Origin of the sequence: Stenotrophomonas maltophilia (assembly GCF_001274595.1) — a bacterium.
Taxonomy (GTDB): domain Bacteria; phylum Pseudomonadota; class Gammaproteobacteria; order Xanthomonadales; family Xanthomonadaceae; genus Stenotrophomonas; species Stenotrophomonas forensis.
This window is the reverse complement of sequence record NZ_CP011010.1, coordinates 2266969-2283576: the sequence shown is the minus strand read 5'-3', so window position 1 is coordinate 2283576 and position 16608 is coordinate 2266969. Positions and strand designations below refer to the sequence as shown.

The following is a 16608-nucleotide window of genomic DNA, read 5'->3' as shown; positions in this document are numbered from 1 at the left end:
ACAGGCCTGCACCTGGTAGGTGCCCACCTTGGTGGGCACAACGGGTCCGGAATCAATGTGCCCGGACGAGAATCAGTAGCCGGTCAGGCCTTTTCCATCGTGCACAGCAACGGATGCTGGTTCATCCGCGAGTACTCGTTGACCTGGGCGACCTTGGTCTCGGCCACTTCGCGGGTGAACACCCCGCACACGCCGCGGCCACGGGTATGCACGTGCAGCATCACCTGCGTGGCCTTGTCCAGGTCCATGCTGAAGAACTGCTGCAGCACGTCCACCACGAAATCCATCGGGGTGTAGTCGTCGTTGAGCAGCATCACCTGGTAGAACGGCGGCGGCGCCACTTCCGGGCGCGCGGGCTCCACGGCAACGCCGTGCTCGTGATGGGAATCGGGGGAAGACTCATGGGGCATCCACCCATTATAGAGGTTGCGCCCGGCCTGCGTCGGCCTGCCGCGGATTGGACGGCACGGACGCCCACCGTCACAATTGCAGCTTCTTTCAAATCTGCTTCACAGGATCTTCATGAAAAGGACCCTTCTGCCTGCCCTGCTGATCGGCCTGGCCGCCGCCGGCTCTGCCGCCGCCGCGACCGAGGCCGACAAGGCCGTGGCCCGCCACCTGGACAAGCTGGGTTACACCTATGAGGTGGACGAGGACGGCGATTACCGCATGGTCTTCGACGTCGAGGGTGACCGCACGCAGATGGTCTATGTGCGTTCGTCGGTGGAAGATTTCGGTACCCACAACATCCGCGAGATCTGGTCGCCGGCCTACATCGCCAAGACCAAGCAGTTCCCGGTGGCCGTGGCCAACCGCCTGCTGGAGGATTCGCAGGATGCCAAGATGGGCGGCTGGGTGAAGCAGGACACCACCGCCATGTTCGTGGTGAAGATCGACGCCGATGCCAGCGCCGACCAGCTCAGCGACGCCATCGATGCGGCCATCCGCACCGCCGACGCGATGGAGCTGGAACTGACCAAGAAGGACGAATTCTGAGGTGAACGCCACGCCGGACCCGCGCTGGGCACCGCACGCCACCGTCGCCACCGTCGTGGTCGACGGCGGCCGCGTGCTGCTGGTCGAAGAGACCATCGAGGGCCGGCAGGTGCTGAACCAGCCCGCCGGCCACCTCGAGCCGGGCGAAAGCCTGGCCGAGGCGGCCCTGCGCGAGACCCGCGAGGAAACCGGCTGGACGGTACAGCTGACCCATTTCATCGGCTGCTACCAGTGGACCGCCGGCGACGGCACCGCCTTCCTGCGCTTCTGCTATGCGGCACGCCCGCTCTCGCATGACCCGGCGCAGCCGCTGGACACCGGCATCGACCGCGCGCTGTGGCTGACCCCGGCCGAGCTGCAGTCCGCTGGCGAACGCCTGCGCAGCCCGTTGGTCTGGCAGGTGGTGGCTGATTTCCTGGGTGGCCAGCGCCATCCCCTTTCGCTGGTCAGGGAGGTCGCATGAGCACTCCGCGGGTGATGGTGGGCGTCTCCGGTGGCGTCGATTCCTCGGTCGCCGCCTGGCGCCTGGTACAACAGGGCGAAGCCGTAGCCGGCCTGTTCATGCAGAACTGGGCCGACGACGGCAGCGGCGACTGCCGCGCCGAAGATGACCGCCGCGATGCGGTGGCGGTCTGCGGCCTGCTCGGCATTCCGTTCCACTTCCGCGATTTCTCCAGCGAGTACTGGCAGGGCGTGTTCGAGCACTTCCTGGCCGAGTACGCCGCCGGCCGCACCCCGAACCCGGACGTGCTGTGCAACCGCGAAGTGAAGTTCAAGCACTTCCTGGACGCGGCCCGCGAACTGGGTGCCGAGCGCATCGCCACCGGCCACTACGCGCGGGTGACCCAGCGCGGCGGCCAGTGGCTGCTGCTCCGTGGCGCCGACCGCTCCAAGGACCAGAGCTACTTCCTGCACCAGCTCGGCCAGCAGCAGCTGGCGGCCACGCTGTTCCCGATCGGCGATCTTGAAAAGAGCGACCTGCGCCGGATCGCGCGCGACGTCGGCCTGCCGACCCACGCCAAGAAGGACTCCACCGGCATCTGCTTCATCGGTGAGCGCGACTTCCGCGAGTTCCTCGGCCGTTACCTGCCGGCCAAGCCAGGCCAGATCCTCGACCCGGCCGACGGCAGCGTGATCGCCGAACACCCGGGCGTGTTCTATTTCACCCTGGGCCAGCGCGAAGGCCTGAACATCGGCGGCGTACGCGGCCGTCCGGCCGCGCCGTGGTACGTGGTCGGCAAGGACGTGGCCAGCAACGTGCTGTACGTGGACCAGGACCGCGACAGCCGATGGATGCTGTCTGACCGCCTGCGCTCGGAGACCGCGCACTGGATTGCCGGCTCGCCGCCGGCGCGGCGCTTCGAATGCACCGCACAGACCCGCTACCGCCAGCCCGACGAGCCGTGTACGGTCGAAGTGCTGGACGATGGCAGCGTGCTGGTCAGCTTCGCCCGCCCGCAACGCGCCGTCACCCCCGGCCAGTCGCTGGTGCTGTATGACGGTGATGTGTGCCTGGGTGGCGCGGTGATCGCCGCCACCGACGCACCGCTGGAACAGCGCCTGCGCACCACCCCTTCTCCTTTTGAGGTAATCGCTGCATGAGTTTCACCGTCGACGACCGCGTCCTGGCCCTGGCCGGCATTGCCCAGGCCCTGCAGCAGGTACGCCGCATCGCCGATACCGGCCATTCCGACGCCGCCGCCGTGCGCACCGCTGTGGACAGCGTGTTCCGCGTCGACGCGTCCTCGCCGCAGGAGGTGTTCGGTGACCGCGACGCGCTGAAGGCGGGCCTGCGCCTGCTGCACAACTACTTCCGCAGCCAGGGCCAGGACCCGATCCTGCCCAAGCTGGCGCTGTCGGTGCTGCAGCTGGAGCGGCGCTTCGTGCAGGACGGGGCGACCGTGAACAAGGTTGCCTCGGGCATCGAGCGCGCCCAGCGCCAGGCCACCGAACTGGGCGACAGCGGCCACCCGGACGTGCTGGCCAACCTGGGCGGCCTGTATGCCGACACCATCAGCCACCTGAAACCGCGGGTGATGGTGCAGGGCAACCCTCACTACCTGGGCCAGGCCGGCGTGGTCGCCGAAATCCGCGCCCTGCTGCTGGCCGCGGTACGCTCGGCGGTGCTGTGGCGGCAGCTGGGCGGCAGCTACTGGGACTTCCTGTTCAGCCGCAAGGCGATGATCGAGGCCGTGGACCGTCAGCTGGCCTGACCTTCACGCACATTCGCCGGGCATCGCCCGGCGAGCGCGCAACGCAACGACGCGCCAGGCGCCGGAAAACCGGCGCATTCAGAATGCACTTCAGGGCACATCGACGTTAAAGAGAAAGGGGGTACGGCCGATACATCCTCCGTGCACCTCCCGAGAACGTCCATGTACTCACGCATTTTCATCCGTCTGGCCGCCCCCCTGGCTCTGACCCTGCTGCTCCCCTTCGCCATCGGTTTCGAATGGCCGGCCGCCCTGCGCTGGGCGATCCTGACCACGATGACGCTGAGCTGGCTCGGCTTTGCGTGGTGGACCACCCGCGCCCAGGCGCACCGTTCCCCGGAACACGCCCGTGTGCTGCGTGAGCAGGACCAGCTGCTGACCGAACTGCGCAACTTCGTCGGCAACGAGATCGACGGTTCGCGCGGCGAAGTGGAACGTGCCCGTGACCTGATCCGCCAGGCCGTTTCCAGCCTGGGCGGCAGCTTCGATGCGATGAACCGCAAGTCGCGCCAGCAGAGCCAGGCCCTGTCGCGCATCGTTGACCGCGCCGGTGATGAAGGCAGCGCCGGTCTCGACGTTGCCCGCTTTGCCCAGCACGCCAGCCATCGCATGGAGCAGCTGGTGGAGGCGCTGGAGCAGGTCAGCGGCCAGAGCAGTACCACCGTGCAGCACATCGACCAGATGGCGCAGCACCTGGATGGCATCTTCGCGCTGCTGGAAGACGTCAAGTCGATCGCTGACCAGACCAACCTGCTGGCCCTGAACGCTGCCATTGAAGCCGCGCGTGCCGGTGAAGCCGGTCGTGGCTTCGCCGTGGTCGCCGACGAGGTGCGCAACCTGTCCGAGCGCTCGACCACGTTCAACGAGCAGATCCGCAAGCTGGCGCACAGCTCCAAGGACGCCATCGCCAAGGTGCGCGAGACGGTCTCGCACATGGCCTCGCGCGATATGGACCGCTCCCGTGAAGCGCGCCAGGAAGCGGCGGCCATGCTCGACAACGTCGCTCAGATCAACGCCTCGCTGGGCGACGGCATGCGCGAAGTCTCCGAGTGTGCCCGTTCGATCGATGGCAGCGTGGCCGAGGCCGTGCGCGCCCTGCAGTTCGAAGACATCGCCACCCAGGCGCTGGGCGGCGTGCACACCCACCTGGACCGACTGACCGCGATCAACCGCGAAGCGGTGGCCCTGCAGGAGCTGCTGCACCGCAATGGCGGCGTGTTCGACGAAGAGATCGCCACCGCCCTGCAGCGCACTGGCAGCCGCCTGCGCGAACTGCGTAGCGAATGGGAGCGCCCGCCGCACAAGCCGGTTGCCCAGCAGAGCATGGGCGCCGGTACCGTCGAGCTGTTCTGATCCTGATGTCCGCTGCCGCCACCGGCAGCCCGAAAGGCCCCGGTTCGTCCGGGGCCTTTGCCTGTGACCCGCCGTTGGATGCATCCTGTACGCGCACCATGACCCTGATCCGCGCCCTGCCCTCCCTCACCGACACCGAGCGCCCGCGCAACGCGAGCGTGCGTGAGCAGCTGCAACAGCTGGAGGACGTCGCCCGCGAGGAGATACGCGAGCTTCAGCAACTGGCCGATGCGCGCCCTGCCCCGACCCGTGCGGACAACGAGCTGCTGGGCCTGGCGTGGGACCTGGGCCTGGATGGGGAAGCCTTGAGATAGAGATACACGCCATGCGTGGATGATCGCGCGTGCAGGCATCAGTGCCGACCAAGGTCGGCACCTACCAGAGCGGGATTCTGATGCGTGGATGTTCGCGAGCGCAGGCATCCGTGCCGACCAAGGTCGGCACCCACCAGAGCGGGATTCTGATGCGTGGATGATCGCGCGTGCAGGCATCAGTGCCGACCAAGGTCGGCACCTACCAGAGCGGGATTCTGATGCGTGGATGTTCGCGGGCGCAGGCATCCGTGCCGACCAAGGTCGGCACCCACCAGAGCGGGATTCTGATGTGTGGATGTTCGCGCATGCAGGCATCCGTGCCGACCAAGGTCGGCGCCTACCAGAGCGGGATTCTGATGCGGGGATGATCGCGAGCGCGGGCATCCGTGCCGACCAAGGCCGATGCGTGAAGTAGATCCACGCCATGCGTGGATGATTGCGCATGCAGGCGTCAGTGCCGACCAAGGTCGGCACCCACCAGAGCCAGTCCAGATGCGGTCAGCGCACCAGCACCACTTCGCCGCTGGCGTCGGTGCGCATCGGTGACGGGTGCTGCTGGCGCAGCCACTGCGCCAGGTCACGCGGGCTGAGCGGGCGCGAGTACAGGTAGCCCTGGATCTCGTCGCAGCCCTGGCGGCGCAGCATGTCTTCTTCCTGGTGCGTTTCCACGCCTTCGGCCACCACCTTCATGCCCAGCGCGTGGCCCAGATGCACGATGGCCTGGGTCACTTCGGCCGTGCCCGAGTCATGCAGCATGCCCTGCACGAAGCTGCGGTCGATCTTCAGGCGCCCCACCGGGAAACGGTTGAGGTAGTTGAGGTTGGAGAAGCCGGTGCCGAAGTCGTCCACCGCCAGGGGCACGCCATGCCGTTCCAGCACGTCGAAGCAGTGGCGCAGGATGTCGGTGTCACGGATCAGCGCCGACTCGGTCAGTTCCAGCTCCAGCCGTTGCGGCGGCCAGCCGTGTGCGTGGCAGATTTCGATCACACGCTCGGCGAAACCACGGTCACGCAGCTGCACCGCCGACACATTGACTGCGATGCGATCGAAACGCAGGCCAGCGTGGTCCCAGGCTGTCGCCTGCCGGCAGGCCTCGTTCAGCACCCAGTCGCCGATGCGCACGATCTCGCCGCATTTTTCGGCAATGGGGATGAACTCGGCCGGGCTGCAATAGCCGATGCCCGGACGATGCCAGCGCAGCAGCGCCTCGATCGCCGGCGGTTCGCCCTGGTGCGCGTGCAGCAGCGGCTGATAGGCCAGGCTGAACTCTTCGCGCTCGATGGCGCCGTGCAGCGCATGCTCCAGTTCAAGCTTGCGCTGGATCCGGGCCAGTGCGTCCTGGCTGTAGTACTGGTAGGTGTTGCGCCCGGCTTCCTTGGCCGCGTACATCGCGGCGTCGGCCGCGCGCAGCAGCGAATCGAAGTCGGTCTGTGCATCACCCAGCATCGCAATGCCGACGCTGGCACCCACCTTCAACGTGGTCTCGCCACGGCGCAGCGGCTCGGCCAGCGAGGCAATCAGCTTGCGTGCCACGTGGCCGGCGTCTTCCGGCTCGGCCAGGTCGCGCAGCACGACGATGAACTCATCACCGCTGAAACGCCCGAACAGATCGTTGTTACGCAGGTTCTGGTGCAACCGGGTGGCCGCCGCCTTCAGCAGCGCATCGCCAGTGGCGTGACCGAAGCTGTCGTTGATGGTCTTGAAGCCGTCCAGATCGATGAACAGCATTGCCAGCGAGGTGCCGCGGTCGCGCGCTTCCTCGATGGCTTCGGCGGTCTGCTCGCCGAGCAGCACACGGTTTGGTAGGCCGGTGAGCAGGTCGTAATGCGCCAGCAGCTCGATGCGCTCGTTGGCTTCGCGCTCGCGGGTGATGTCACGGAACAGCACCACGAAGCGCGGCGGCAGCCCATCCCGGCGGTCCAGCTCGACCAGCACCTGCACCCAGACACGCAGGCCGGACTGGCGGTAGAAGCACAGGTCCAGCTGCTCGGGCAGCCCGCCATTGGCGATCCGCACCAACGCCGCCTCGAAGGCGCTGCGCGAATCCTCGGTGTACAGCGCCAGCGCCTGGTCGAGGGTGATGGGCTCCTTGCGCAGGCCGTGGATGCGATAGCACTCCTCGGTCCACTGCATGTGCCGGGTCTGCACCTCGATCTCGCAGCCGCCGATGCGGCCCAGTGCGGAAACGCGGTTCAGCAGTTCGGTGCGCCAACGGATCAGCGCATCGGTCTGGTGCTGTTCGGTGATGTTCTGGACCTGGCCGAGCAGTCGCTTGGGCTGCCCCTCCATGTCCATCAGCGGCTGCATCCACAGCCGCAGGTGCTGCGAGGGCTCGTTGCCGCGGGTCAGCTCCAGCTCGAGGTTGGCGGCGCGACCATCGCGCCACAACCGCCGCCAGGCCGCGCGCAGGGCGCCGCGCGAGCGCGGGTGTAACTGCTTGAGCCAGCGCCGCTGGCCGGGCACGGCGCCCTGCTCCAGCGCCAGCAGCGAGCGCAGTTCCGGCGACCACCAGAAATGACCGGTGGTCGGATCAAACGACCAGCTGCCCATGCTGGCGATGCGCTGCGCCTCGCTCAGGTGCAGCTGCTGTTCCTGCAGCAGCGATTCCAGCTGCTTCTGCTGCTCGATATCGGTATGCGTGCCGACCATGCGCAGCGGCTGGCCATCGGCCGTACGCGCGACCACGCGCCCCCGGTCCAGGACCCAGCGCCACTGGCCATCGGCCTGGCGGAAGCGGAACTGCGCGCTGTACTGCTCGCTGTGCCCGCGCAGATGCTGGTCCAGTGCCGCACGCACCTGGCCGATGTCCTCGCTGTGGACGCGTGACAACATCTCGGTGGCGGTCTCATCGCCGAGCGCCGGGGTTCGCGCCACGCGGTCACTGGGAATATCCCAATCCCACAGGCTGTGGCCGGCACTGTCCAGCGCCAGCTCCCAGCGCCCGCCGCCATCGATCGGCGTTGGCTCGGGAACGCTCAGCGTGAACGCCAGCAGGTTGCCGGCGCCATCGTGCACGGCGCGCAGGTGGCCGTCGTAGTGACCGCGCGGGCCGCCGGGCAGCGTACAGGCCACGATGCCGCCATCGGCGGCCATCAGGCGCAGATCTTCCAGCATCGGCGCATAGGCGGCCACAGTGGCCGGCAGGCCATGCTCGCGCGCAGCCGGATTGGCCGCCAACGGGCGTCCCGTACGGTCGACGATGACCAGCGCCGACGCAAGCGGGTGCTGCAGCAGGCTGGCGATGATCCCTTGGTCCACGCGATCTTGCTCCGGATGACACGCCCGTCAGCGGGGCACGCAGTGGTTAACGGCGCCTGCGGCGGATAATTGAGTGGTCAGGGCACACCCGCGCGGTAAGATGGCCGGCGCCCCTTTCATCCCTCCCATCCATGCCCGCAGACCCTACCGGCAAGGCCCCTGTTTCCGACCCGCGGATGGCGCAGGCGCTGAGCCGCGACCGGCGGCGGGTGGTGCTGAGCTACCTGGTGATGGCGCTGGCCTGGATGATAGCGACCGACGGCGCGGTGCAGGCACTGGTGCCCGACCCGCAGCAGGCCGCGCTGTGGCAGGGCCTGAAGGGTGCATTCTTCGCCCTGGCCAGCGCCGGGCTGCTGTACCTGCTGTTGCGCCCGCTGGCCGAGCACGTGCTGCAGACCCATGCCCGGCAGCAGGCGTCGGAACTGCGGCTGCGGCAGATGTTCGAGGGCAATCCCGGCCCGATCCTGGTCTACGACCTGGATACGCTGGCCATCCTCGATGCCAACCCTGCCGCCTGCGTGACCTTCGGCTGGGAACGCGACGAATTGCTGGAGCAGACCATCGATGCGCTGTGGCCGCCAGGCCAGGACCAGGCCCTGCAGACCAAGCTGGAAGCGATCCGCGAGGCGCCGGAGGAACTGTGCATCCTGCGCACGCAGCTGCAGTTGCGTGACGGCAGCCTGCGGCAGATGGAACTGCGTTCCAATGCGATCAGCTACGACGGCCACAATGCCCGCCTGCTGATCGCCATCGACCGCACCGCCGAGGACCTGGCCCAGCTGCGCCGTGACCAGGCACTGGCGCGGGTGGAAGAGGCGCACGAGCTGGCCCGCATCGGTGCATGGGAACTGGATCCCTCCACGGCCCTGGGCCGCTACTCCAACCAGGTCTATCGCCTGCTCGGCCGCCGCCCGCCCGAGGCGCGCCGCTGGCACCGTTTCGACGAACTGCTGGTGCCGGCCGACCCGGCCACCGCCACCCAGACCGAACAGCTGCTGTCCGAGCTGTGCTCCGGCGACCCGGTGCAGGTGGACGTGCTGCTGCCATTGCTGTCGATGGACGGCCGTGCATTGATGGTGCACCTGCGCGCCGCCAGTGGCATTGATGAGTCCGGCCGCAGCCGCGTGCTGGGCACCCTGCAGGACGTGACCGAGCGCGAGCAATCGCGGCGCCTGCTGCGCGAGCGCGAGGAGCAGTTCCGCGAGCTGGTGCGGGTGTTGCCCGATGGCGTGGTGATTCTGTCCGACGAGCACGTGCTGTACGCCAATGCGTGGGCCGCCAGCCTGTTCGGCTATGGCAGCCACACCCTGCTGGGCGAGCCGCTGTCAGCGCTGGTCGCTGCAGGTGACCTGGCGCGGGTGCGCAGCCAGCTGCGCGCCGGGCAGCCGCACCTGGGCCCCGGACACAGCAGCGTGGTGGCGATGCAGCGCGCCGACGGCCGCAGCTTCCATGCCGGGCTGGCGGTGGGTGAAGTGCGCTATGGCGGCCGCGACTGCAAGCTGTTGATCGTGCGCGACCTCAGCGATTCCGAGCGCACCCGCAGCGCACTGGAAACCAGCAACCGCGAGCTGCAGGCGATGGCCGGCCGCCTGTTCTCGCTGCAGGAAGACGAGCGCCGCGCGATCTCGCGCGACCTGCACGACGACATCGGCCAGGCGATCACCGCGATCAAGCTGTCGGCCTATGCGGCGCAGGACGAGGATGACCCGCAGCGTCGCGCCGAGGACCTGGCGCAGATCGTCAGCCTGGCCGACACCACCGTGGCCAAGCTGCGCGATATCTCCACCCTGCTGCGCCCGCCGCAGCTGGACGCACTGGGGCTGGAGGCCGCGCTGAGCTGGCAGGCACGCGTGCTGTTCCGGTCCTCGCCGGTGGAACTGCTGGCCGAGATCGAGCCGCTGCCGCATCGTCCGGACAACAGCATCGAACAGGCCTGCTTCCGCATCGCGCAGGAGAGCCTGACCAACGTGCTGCGCCATGCGCGCGCCAGCCAGGTGCAGCTGCAGCTGCGTGACGTCGGGCAACGCGGGCTGCATCTGCAGATCCGCGATGACGGCGAAGGTTTCGACCCGGATGGACCGCGCGGGCTTGGCCTGATCGTGATGCGCGAGCGCGCGCAGAGTGTCGGTGGCCATGTACGGATCGAGTCCGCGCATGGCGAAGGCACCCTCGTCGACGTCCACCTCCCCTACCAGGCGGCCGGCATGGCCGCCGTCGAGTCACCGGAATACTGAGCCTATGTGGAATCCCAACCTGCCCCCGGTCAGCATCGACGATGCACCCGACCGCCTTGGCGCCGGCAATCCCGAGCTGCAGGCGATGGTCGCCGACGCGGCTTCGGGCGGTACCGCGCTGATGCTGATGCATGTGGACATCGACCACTTCGCCTCGGTGAACGAGAACATGAGCGCGGAAGTGGGCGACCAGGCCCTGGTGCTGGTGGCGCAGCGCCTGCAGTCCTACCTGCGCGGGCGTGGCAAGTTGTGGCGCCACGGCAGCGACGAATTCCTGATCGCGGTACCGCGCACCGCCGACGTGCCGCTACCGGAAGACTTCGCCGAGGAGATCCGGCAGCAGATGGAGCTGCCGCTGTCGGTGCTGCCGTACACGCTGTTCATGACCGGCAAGCTGGGCGTGAGTCTGTGCCCCGAACATGCCAGCAGCACTTCGCGCCTGCTTGACCACGCCGAAGACGCGCTGTACCAGGCCGCGCGCGAAGGCGGCAACGCGGTGCGCATCCACGCGGTGGATACCCCGCCCAGCGCGCACAGCGAGAGCATCATCGCGCGGCAGATCGTCGATGCGATTCCCAACGGCGAGCTGAAGCTGCGCTACCAGCCGCTGGTCAGCGCCCGCGACGGCCACGTGGTGGGCATGGAGGCGCTGCTGCGCTGGCAGTCGCCCACGCTGGGCATGCTGGTGCCCGAGCGCTTCATGCGTACCGCCGAGCGGCTGGGGATCATCGTGCAGATCGGCACGTGGGTGCTGGAAGGCGCGTTGAAGCAGGCGCGCATGTGGCGCGACCAGGGCTTCGATGACTTCACCATCGCGGTGAACGTCTCCACCCTGCAGCTGCTGCGGCCGAACTTCTTCGCCGAGGTGATGTCGCTGATGCAGGCTGCCGGTGTTCCGGCGCACATGCTGACGCTGGAGATCAACGAAAGCGCACTGACCAACAACGTCAATTTCGTGCACGAGACACTGGCCAACCTGCGCAATGAAGGCATCAGCCTGAGCCTGGACAACTTCGGCACCGGTGATTCCAGCCTGAGCGCGCTGGTGCGCTACCCGGTAGACAAGCTGAAGATCGACCGCAGCTTCATCAAGAGCGCGCCGGCCGGCAACCGCGAGGCCGCCATCGCCCGCGCGATCATCGCCATGGGCCACCAGCTGGGTATGACCGTGATCGCCAATGGCGTCGAGTCACAGGCGCAGCTGGGTTTCCTGCGCCGCAACGACTGCGATGTGTTCCAGGGCTACCTGTTCGGCGAACCGATGTCGGCCGATGCCGCCGGCATGACCCTGCGCCGCCGTTACCTGCGCCCGGAGGCGTTCGCCGAGACCCGCCCCGACCGCACCCTGCTGCTGCTGGACGACGAAGAGAACGTGCTGCGCTCGCTGGTGCGGCTGTTCCGCCGCGACGGCTATCGCATCCTCGCCGCCGGCAACGTGCGCGATGCGTTCGACCTGCTGGCGATCAACGACGTGCAGGTGATCCTGTCCGACCAGCGCATGAGCGACATGAGCGGTACCGAATTCCTCGGCCGGGTGAAGATGCTGTACCCGGATACGATCCGCCTGGTGCTGTCCGGCTACACCGATCTGAACACGGTGACCGACGCGATCAACCGCGGCGCGATCTACCGTTTCCTGACCAAGCCGTGGAACGACGACGAGTTGCGCAAGCACATCCACCAGGCATTCCGCACCTACGAGGAACAGCGCCGCAGCAACGCCGGGCCAGCGCCGGTTGAAACCGGCGAAGGTGGCGAGGATCGCCCGCAGCGGTAACCGGCTTTGTAGAGTCGAGCCATGCTCGACTCCACTTGGGGCCCCGCAAAGAGCAGTCGAGCATGGCTCGACTCTACAGAATCGCCTTATCGCGGCTGCTTCACCGGCAGCACCACGCGGAAGCGCGAGCCGACGCCCGGGGTACTGTCCAGGTCGATGCGGCCGTGGTGCTTGTTGATGATGCTGTAGGAGATCGACAGGCCCAGCCCGGTGCCACTGCCCACCGGCTTGGTGGTGAAGAACGGATCGAAGATGCGCTGGCGCAGTTCCGGCGAGATACCGCCGCCGGTGTCTTCGAACTCGACCCACACATGATCGCCATCGACGCCGGTACGCACGGTGATGGTGCCGCGCTCGGCGATGGCATGGCCGGCGTTGAGCAGCAGGTTCATGTAGACCTGGTTCAGTTCCGACGGCAGGCACTCCACCAGCGGCAGCTGGCCGAACTCGCGCACCAGGGTGACCTTGTACTTGAGCTCGTTCCAGATGATGTTGATGGTCGATTCCAGGCCCGCGTGCAGGTCGACCAGCTTCCACGACTCATCGCGACCGGAGTACGAGAAGTCCTTCAGGTCGCGCACGATGCGGGTGACCCGCTCGATGCCCTCGCGTGATTCGGCCATCAGCTGCGGCAGGTCGCGGCTGATGAAGTCGATGTCGAGGCGGTCACGGATATCGTCGATCTCCGGAATCAACGCCTTCGGGTCCGGCGCACGCAGGGCGCGCTCGTAGGCCTCGATCACGGTGAACAGGCTGCGCAGGTATTCCTGCAGGCTGCCCAGGTTGGAGTGCACGTAACCGATCGGGTTGTTGATCTCGTGCGCCACACCGGCGGCGAGCTGGCCGATCGAGGCCATCTTCTCCGATTGCAGCAGCTTTTCCTGGGTGCCGTTGAGGCGCAGGTAGGCCTGGCGCAGTTCGGCGTGGCGCTGCTGCAGCTCGCGTTCGTAGTCTTCCTGCCCTTCGATGTGGCGGAACAGGGCCAGGAAGTGCCCTTCGCCGACCGGGCCGTGGTGGTACAGGTGGGCGATGACCACGCCCTCGCCCAGCGGCAGGCTGCCGTTCCAGTGACCATGCTGGCGCGCCTGCTCCAGCGCATCGGGCGGCAACAGTTCACGCAGGCGCTGCGGCGGCGGCAATGCGCCGTCTTCGCCGTTGGCCAGCAGGTTCTGCGCGGCCGGATTGGCCAGGGCCACCTGCCCGTCTTCGGTGAACAGCAGCAGGCCTTCGCGCAGGCGCTCAAGCAGCGCCTGCAGCACCGGCTGCGGCGGAAGGGGGGCGGTAACCAGGGCGTTGGCAGCGGACACGGCAACTCGGGGCGTTCGAACAGGCGCCCAATATACGCGGTCACGCGGCGGGCTTCAGCCCGCGGAGAGGGGGTGTGCGATCGCCGTCGCGTCAGGCGACGGCGAGGGGGCGGCGGGCGGTGACCGTGTGCGACTGGCCCTTGGCGTCGTAGGCCGAGGCGTCTTCGGTACGGCCCAGCTGGCGCAGCGCCCAGTTGACCTCACGGCGGCGGCGCGACAGCAGCACACCGTTGGCCCGGTTGCGTTCGGCCAGTTCCTGCAGCTGTTCGCCCTCGCCGACCGGCGGTGCGCCTTCCAGCGCACGCAGTGCTTCCAGCTTGGCGCCGGTGGCACGGATCAGGGCGTGCACGTCGTGCTCGACCAGGGCCTGGCGCTCAACGTCCAGGGCCTGGGCGAGACGCTGCAGCGGCTCGCTCATCGCTGCGGTCATCCCTGCAGCTGCTGGTCCAGATTGAGCATGCGCGAAGCGATCGCGTCCGGATTGATCTTGTAGGTGCCGTTCTGCAGCGACTCGCGCACGGCGGCCACGCGCTGGGCGTCGATCGCCGGGGCGGTGGTCAGCTCACGCTCGATGGCCTGCAGATTGGTGGCCTCGCCGGTCAGGCGCAGGCTGTCGGCGGCCTCGACCGGGCGCGCCGGCGAATCGCTGCTGACGCCGGGCTTGCTGGCCGGGGTCGTCACGCTGCGCAGTGCCTGGGGGACCTGCAGGTTGCCGTCGATTTTCTGGCTCATGGGGTGTCCTGGAGTTGCCGTTCACAAGGGATAACGGCCGCTGGGCCGTGATCTTTAGGGATATTCTGCGGTAATTCAACGCGCCACGATTACGTCACCTGCGGCATCGACCGTGCCCTGCACGATCCTCCGCGAGGACAGGTTCTCCACCGAGACCCGTTCATTCTCGCCCGCGTCACCCATCGCACGGCCGGCAATGCGCACCTCGACCGAGCCGCGACGCGACACCAGGGCCACATTGTCTCCTCGCTTGATGAGACGCTGCACCACCAGGTCGTTGTTCGACAGCAGGGCCCCGGCCTGCAGCGGACGGCGGGCGATGCGGCCGATCGCCGCGTTGGGATCGGCCAGCACCGCACCGGCAATCCGGGCAGCATCACGCTGGGCAGTGGTGATATCGGCGGCGGTAAGGGTTTCTCCAGTGCCGATTCCACGATTGAGTACCAGCACGGTCTGGTTGCGCCGTACCTTCACCGGCACGAACAGGCGCCAACCGCCCGCATCGGGACAGCTGACCTCCACCGTGGTGTTGGCAGTGGGCTGCACCTGCAACGGGCCACCACACTTCGGCAGGCGCAGCGCGTCGGCCACCTGGGCCTCGCCCTCGCTGCCGGCCGGCAGCGTCGTCAGCGCTGCTGCGCGGATGCTGGCCACGGGCTGCCAGTCAGCGGCGCCCGCCCAGGGCGTGGCCAGGGCCAGGGCGATGGCATACAGAAATGTGACCCGGCGCATGGCGCCTCCTGTCGAGGGGATCTGGCCGAGATGCGTGCAAGGGATGTGCCAGATCGACGGGGCCGCCTTCTGTAGAGTCGAGCCATGCTCGACTGCTTTTCTCCGAACAGCCAGTCGAGCATGGCTCGACTCTACAAGAGACTCGGCCGAGCATGGCTCGACGCTACGAAAGCGCTCAAGTTCGGTGCCGAGCGCGCCGATACAGCAGCCATGTCCCATGACCTGCTCAACCGGATCGACCAGCGGACCCGACTGGCCGGCCACAACCGCCTGGCGCTGCTGCTGTTCCGTCTCGGCGGACGTCAGCTTTTTGGCGTCAATGTCTTCAAGGTGCAGGAAGTCCTGCGCCGCCCGGAGCTGTTCCAGGTGCCCGGTCTGCCCAGCCAGTTCTCCGGCGTGGCCGACGTGCGCGGCCGCTCGGTGCCGGTGCTGGACCTGGGCCTGGCGATCGGCCACCCCGAGCGTGAACCCGATGCGGACACCTCGCCCGGCTACCTGGTCGTCACTGAATTCAACCGCTCGATCCAGGGCTTCCTGGTCAGTGGCGTGGAGCGCATCGTCAACATCGCGGTGGAAGACATCCACCCACCGCCGGAGCTGGGCGCTGAATCGAGCTACCTGACCGCCGTGACCCGCTTCCAGGGCGAGCTGATCCAGGTGATCGACGTCGAAAGCGTGCTGGCCGACATTGCCCAGGTCCGCGGTGAAGCCGTGCTCGACCCGGCGATGGCGATGCCCGCCGATGGCCCGCAGCTGCAGGTGCTGGTGGTGGACGACTCGCGCGTGGCCCGCCAGCAGATCCGCAGCGTGCTTGACCAGCTGGGCGTGGGGGCGACCCTGCTGTCCGATGGCAAGCAGGCGCTGGACCACCTGCTGCAGATCCACGCCTCGGGCGAGAACCCGGCCGAACGCTACGCGATGGTGATCTCGGACATCGAGATGCCGGCCATGGACGGCTATACGCTGACGACGGAAATCCGGCGGCACCCGGGCCTGGCCGGCCTGTACGTGCTGCTGCACACCTCGCTGTCGGGCGTATTCAACAATGCGATGGTCGAGCGCGTGGGCGCCAACGCCTTCGTCGCCAAGTACTCGCCGCACGAGCTGGCCGACTTCGTGCTGGACCGCCTGCGCAAGGTCGCACTGGCGGCCTGACGGCCCGCCGATCCGGTAGTGCCGGCCGCTGGCCGGCAACCGCAGCCACATCTCAGAGCCGGCCAGCGGCCGGCACTACCCTCCCCTATTTGGCACACCGCTTGCAGCTTCCCGGGCAACGTTCCCGTGGGAGTGCACCGTGCGCAACCTGATTACCGACTACCTGGGCGTCCATGCCCAGGCCATGCCGTTGCGCGAACAGCGGATGAAGCTGATCGCCAGCAACCTCGGCAATGCCGACACGCCCGGCTACAAGGCCCAGGACCTGGACTTCGACGCCGCCCTGCGCCACGCCCAGGGGCAGGATGCCAATGGCCTGATGGCCACCACCCACGAGCAGCACTACGAAATCAGTAGTGGCCTGAATCCGTTCCAGATCGCGCGCGAAGGCGTGCAGCCCAGCCTGGACGGCAACACCGTCGATCCCGATGCCGAGCGCGCTGCCTATGGCCGCGCTGCGCTCGAGTACCGCGCCTCGCTCAGCTTCGTCGAGAGCAAGGTGCGTTCCATGCTGACCGCGATCACGGGGCAATAAGC

General features: G+C 67.7%; 17 protein-coding genes. 11 read left to right on the top strand and 6 right to left on the bottom strand.

Annotated features, from left to right (window positions below; genetic code table 11):
* Positions 1-83 precede the first annotated feature (83 nt).
* Positions 84-410, bottom strand: coding sequence for an ATP-dependent Clp protease adapter ClpS (gene clpS, locus VN11_RS10565; RefSeq protein WP_006444529.1), 327 nt, complete (start codon positions 408-410; stop codon positions 84-86).
* Positions 411-522: 112 nt separating this feature from the next.
* Here clpS and VN11_RS10560 point away from each other — a divergent pair, with 112 nt between their 5' ends.
* The 7 genes from VN11_RS10560 (at position 523) to VN11_RS10530 (ending at position 5244) form a co-directional block, all read left to right on the top strand.
* Positions 523-996: a hypothetical protein gene (locus VN11_RS10560; RefSeq protein ID WP_040007777.1), complete on the top strand. Its 474-nt coding sequence runs from the start codon at positions 523-525 to the stop codon at positions 994-996.
* Between the two features lies 1 nt (position 997).
* Positions 998-1459 carry an NUDIX hydrolase gene (locus VN11_RS10555; RefSeq protein ID WP_053449692.1) on the top strand — a complete coding sequence of 154 codons (462 nt, stop codon included), beginning with the start codon at positions 998-1000 and terminating at the stop codon, positions 1457-1459.
* Positions 1456-2598, top strand: coding sequence for a tRNA 2-thiouridine(34) synthase MnmA (gene mnmA / locus VN11_RS10550; protein WP_053449691.1), 1143 nt, complete (start codon positions 1456-1458; stop codon positions 2596-2598). Before VN11_RS10555 ends, mnmA begins: the two co-directional genes overlap by 4 nt.
* Positions 2595-3209: a high frequency lysogenization protein HflD gene (hflD, locus tag VN11_RS10545; protein ID WP_008267693.1), complete on the top strand. Its 615-nt coding sequence runs from the start codon at positions 2595-2597 to the stop codon at positions 3207-3209. Before mnmA ends, hflD begins: the two co-directional genes overlap by 4 nt.
* 162 nt (positions 3210-3371) lie before the next feature.
* On the top strand, positions 3372-4562 hold the full coding sequence (locus VN11_RS10540; RefSeq protein WP_049446363.1) for a methyl-accepting chemotaxis protein: 1191 nt from the start codon (positions 3372-3374) through the stop codon (positions 4560-4562).
* A gap of 5 nt (positions 4563-4567) precedes the next feature.
* Positions 4568-4876 (top strand): hypothetical protein, encoded by a 309-nt coding sequence (locus tag VN11_RS10535; protein WP_238581872.1) that lies wholly within the window; start codon positions 4568-4570, stop codon positions 4874-4876.
* 179 nt (positions 4877-5055) lie between these two features.
* Entirely contained in the window at positions 5056-5244 is a 189-nt protein-coding gene (locus VN11_RS10530) for a hypothetical protein (RefSeq protein ID WP_148564963.1), read from the top strand.
* A 130-nt stretch (positions 5245-5374) separates the two neighbouring features.
* On the opposite strand, the gene VN11_RS10525 is transcribed toward VN11_RS10530, so the two are convergent.
* Positions 5375-8134 carry a bifunctional diguanylate cyclase/phosphodiesterase gene (locus tag VN11_RS10525; RefSeq protein ID WP_053449688.1) on the bottom strand — a complete coding sequence of 920 codons (2760 nt, stop codon included), beginning with the start codon at positions 8132-8134 and terminating at the stop codon, positions 5375-5377.
* Positions 8135-8265: 131 nt separating this feature from the next.
* Between VN11_RS10525 and VN11_RS10520 the strand changes: the two genes are divergently transcribed.
* Together VN11_RS10520 and VN11_RS10515 are read left to right on the top strand one after the other, a co-directional pair.
* Entirely contained in the window at positions 8266-10368 is a 2103-nt protein-coding gene (locus VN11_RS10520; protein WP_053449687.1) for a PAS domain-containing sensor histidine kinase, read from the top strand.
* Positions 10369-10372: 4 nt separating this feature from the next.
* Positions 10373-12145 carry an EAL domain-containing protein gene (locus tag VN11_RS10515; RefSeq protein WP_008265945.1) on the top strand — a complete coding sequence of 591 codons (1773 nt, stop codon included), beginning with the start codon at positions 10373-10375 and terminating at the stop codon, positions 12143-12145.
* 86 nt (positions 12146-12231) lie between these two features.
* On the opposite strand, the gene VN11_RS10510 is transcribed toward VN11_RS10515, so the two are convergent.
* The 4 genes from VN11_RS10510 to flgA all read right to left on the bottom strand — a co-directional run bounded on the left by VN11_RS10510 (position 12232) and on the right by flgA (position 14916).
* Positions 12232-13452, bottom strand: a complete 1221-nt coding sequence (locus VN11_RS10510) for an ATP-binding protein (protein ID WP_006444180.1) — start codon at positions 13450-13452, stop codon at positions 12232-12234.
* A gap of 91 nt (positions 13453-13543) precedes the next feature.
* Positions 13544-13882 carry a flagellar protein FlgN gene (locus VN11_RS10505; RefSeq protein ID WP_006366325.1) on the bottom strand — a complete coding sequence of 113 codons (339 nt, stop codon included), beginning with the start codon at positions 13880-13882 and terminating at the stop codon, positions 13544-13546.
* Positions 13879-14184: a flagellar biosynthesis anti-sigma factor FlgM gene (gene flgM, locus VN11_RS10500; RefSeq protein ID WP_053449686.1), complete on the bottom strand. Its 306-nt coding sequence runs from the start codon at positions 14182-14184 to the stop codon at positions 13879-13881. The genes VN11_RS10505 and flgM overlap by 4 nt, the downstream gene beginning before the upstream one ends.
* A gap of 75 nt (positions 14185-14259) precedes the next feature.
* Positions 14260-14916, bottom strand: coding sequence for a flagellar basal body P-ring formation chaperone FlgA (gene flgA / locus VN11_RS10495; RefSeq protein ID WP_053449685.1), 657 nt, complete (start codon positions 14914-14916; stop codon positions 14260-14262).
* Between the two features lie 210 nt (positions 14917-15126).
* On the opposite strand from flgA, the gene VN11_RS10490 reads away from it, so the two are divergent.
* Positions 15127-16071 (top strand): chemotaxis protein, encoded by a 945-nt coding sequence (locus VN11_RS10490; RefSeq protein WP_053449684.1) that lies wholly within the window; start codon positions 15127-15129, stop codon positions 16069-16071.
* A gap of 139 nt (positions 16072-16210) precedes the next feature.
* Positions 16211-16606: a flagellar basal body rod protein FlgB gene (gene flgB, locus VN11_RS10485; protein WP_005409576.1), complete on the top strand. Its 396-nt coding sequence runs from the start codon at positions 16211-16213 to the stop codon at positions 16604-16606.
* The last annotated feature ends 2 nt before the right edge of the window (positions 16607-16608 follow it).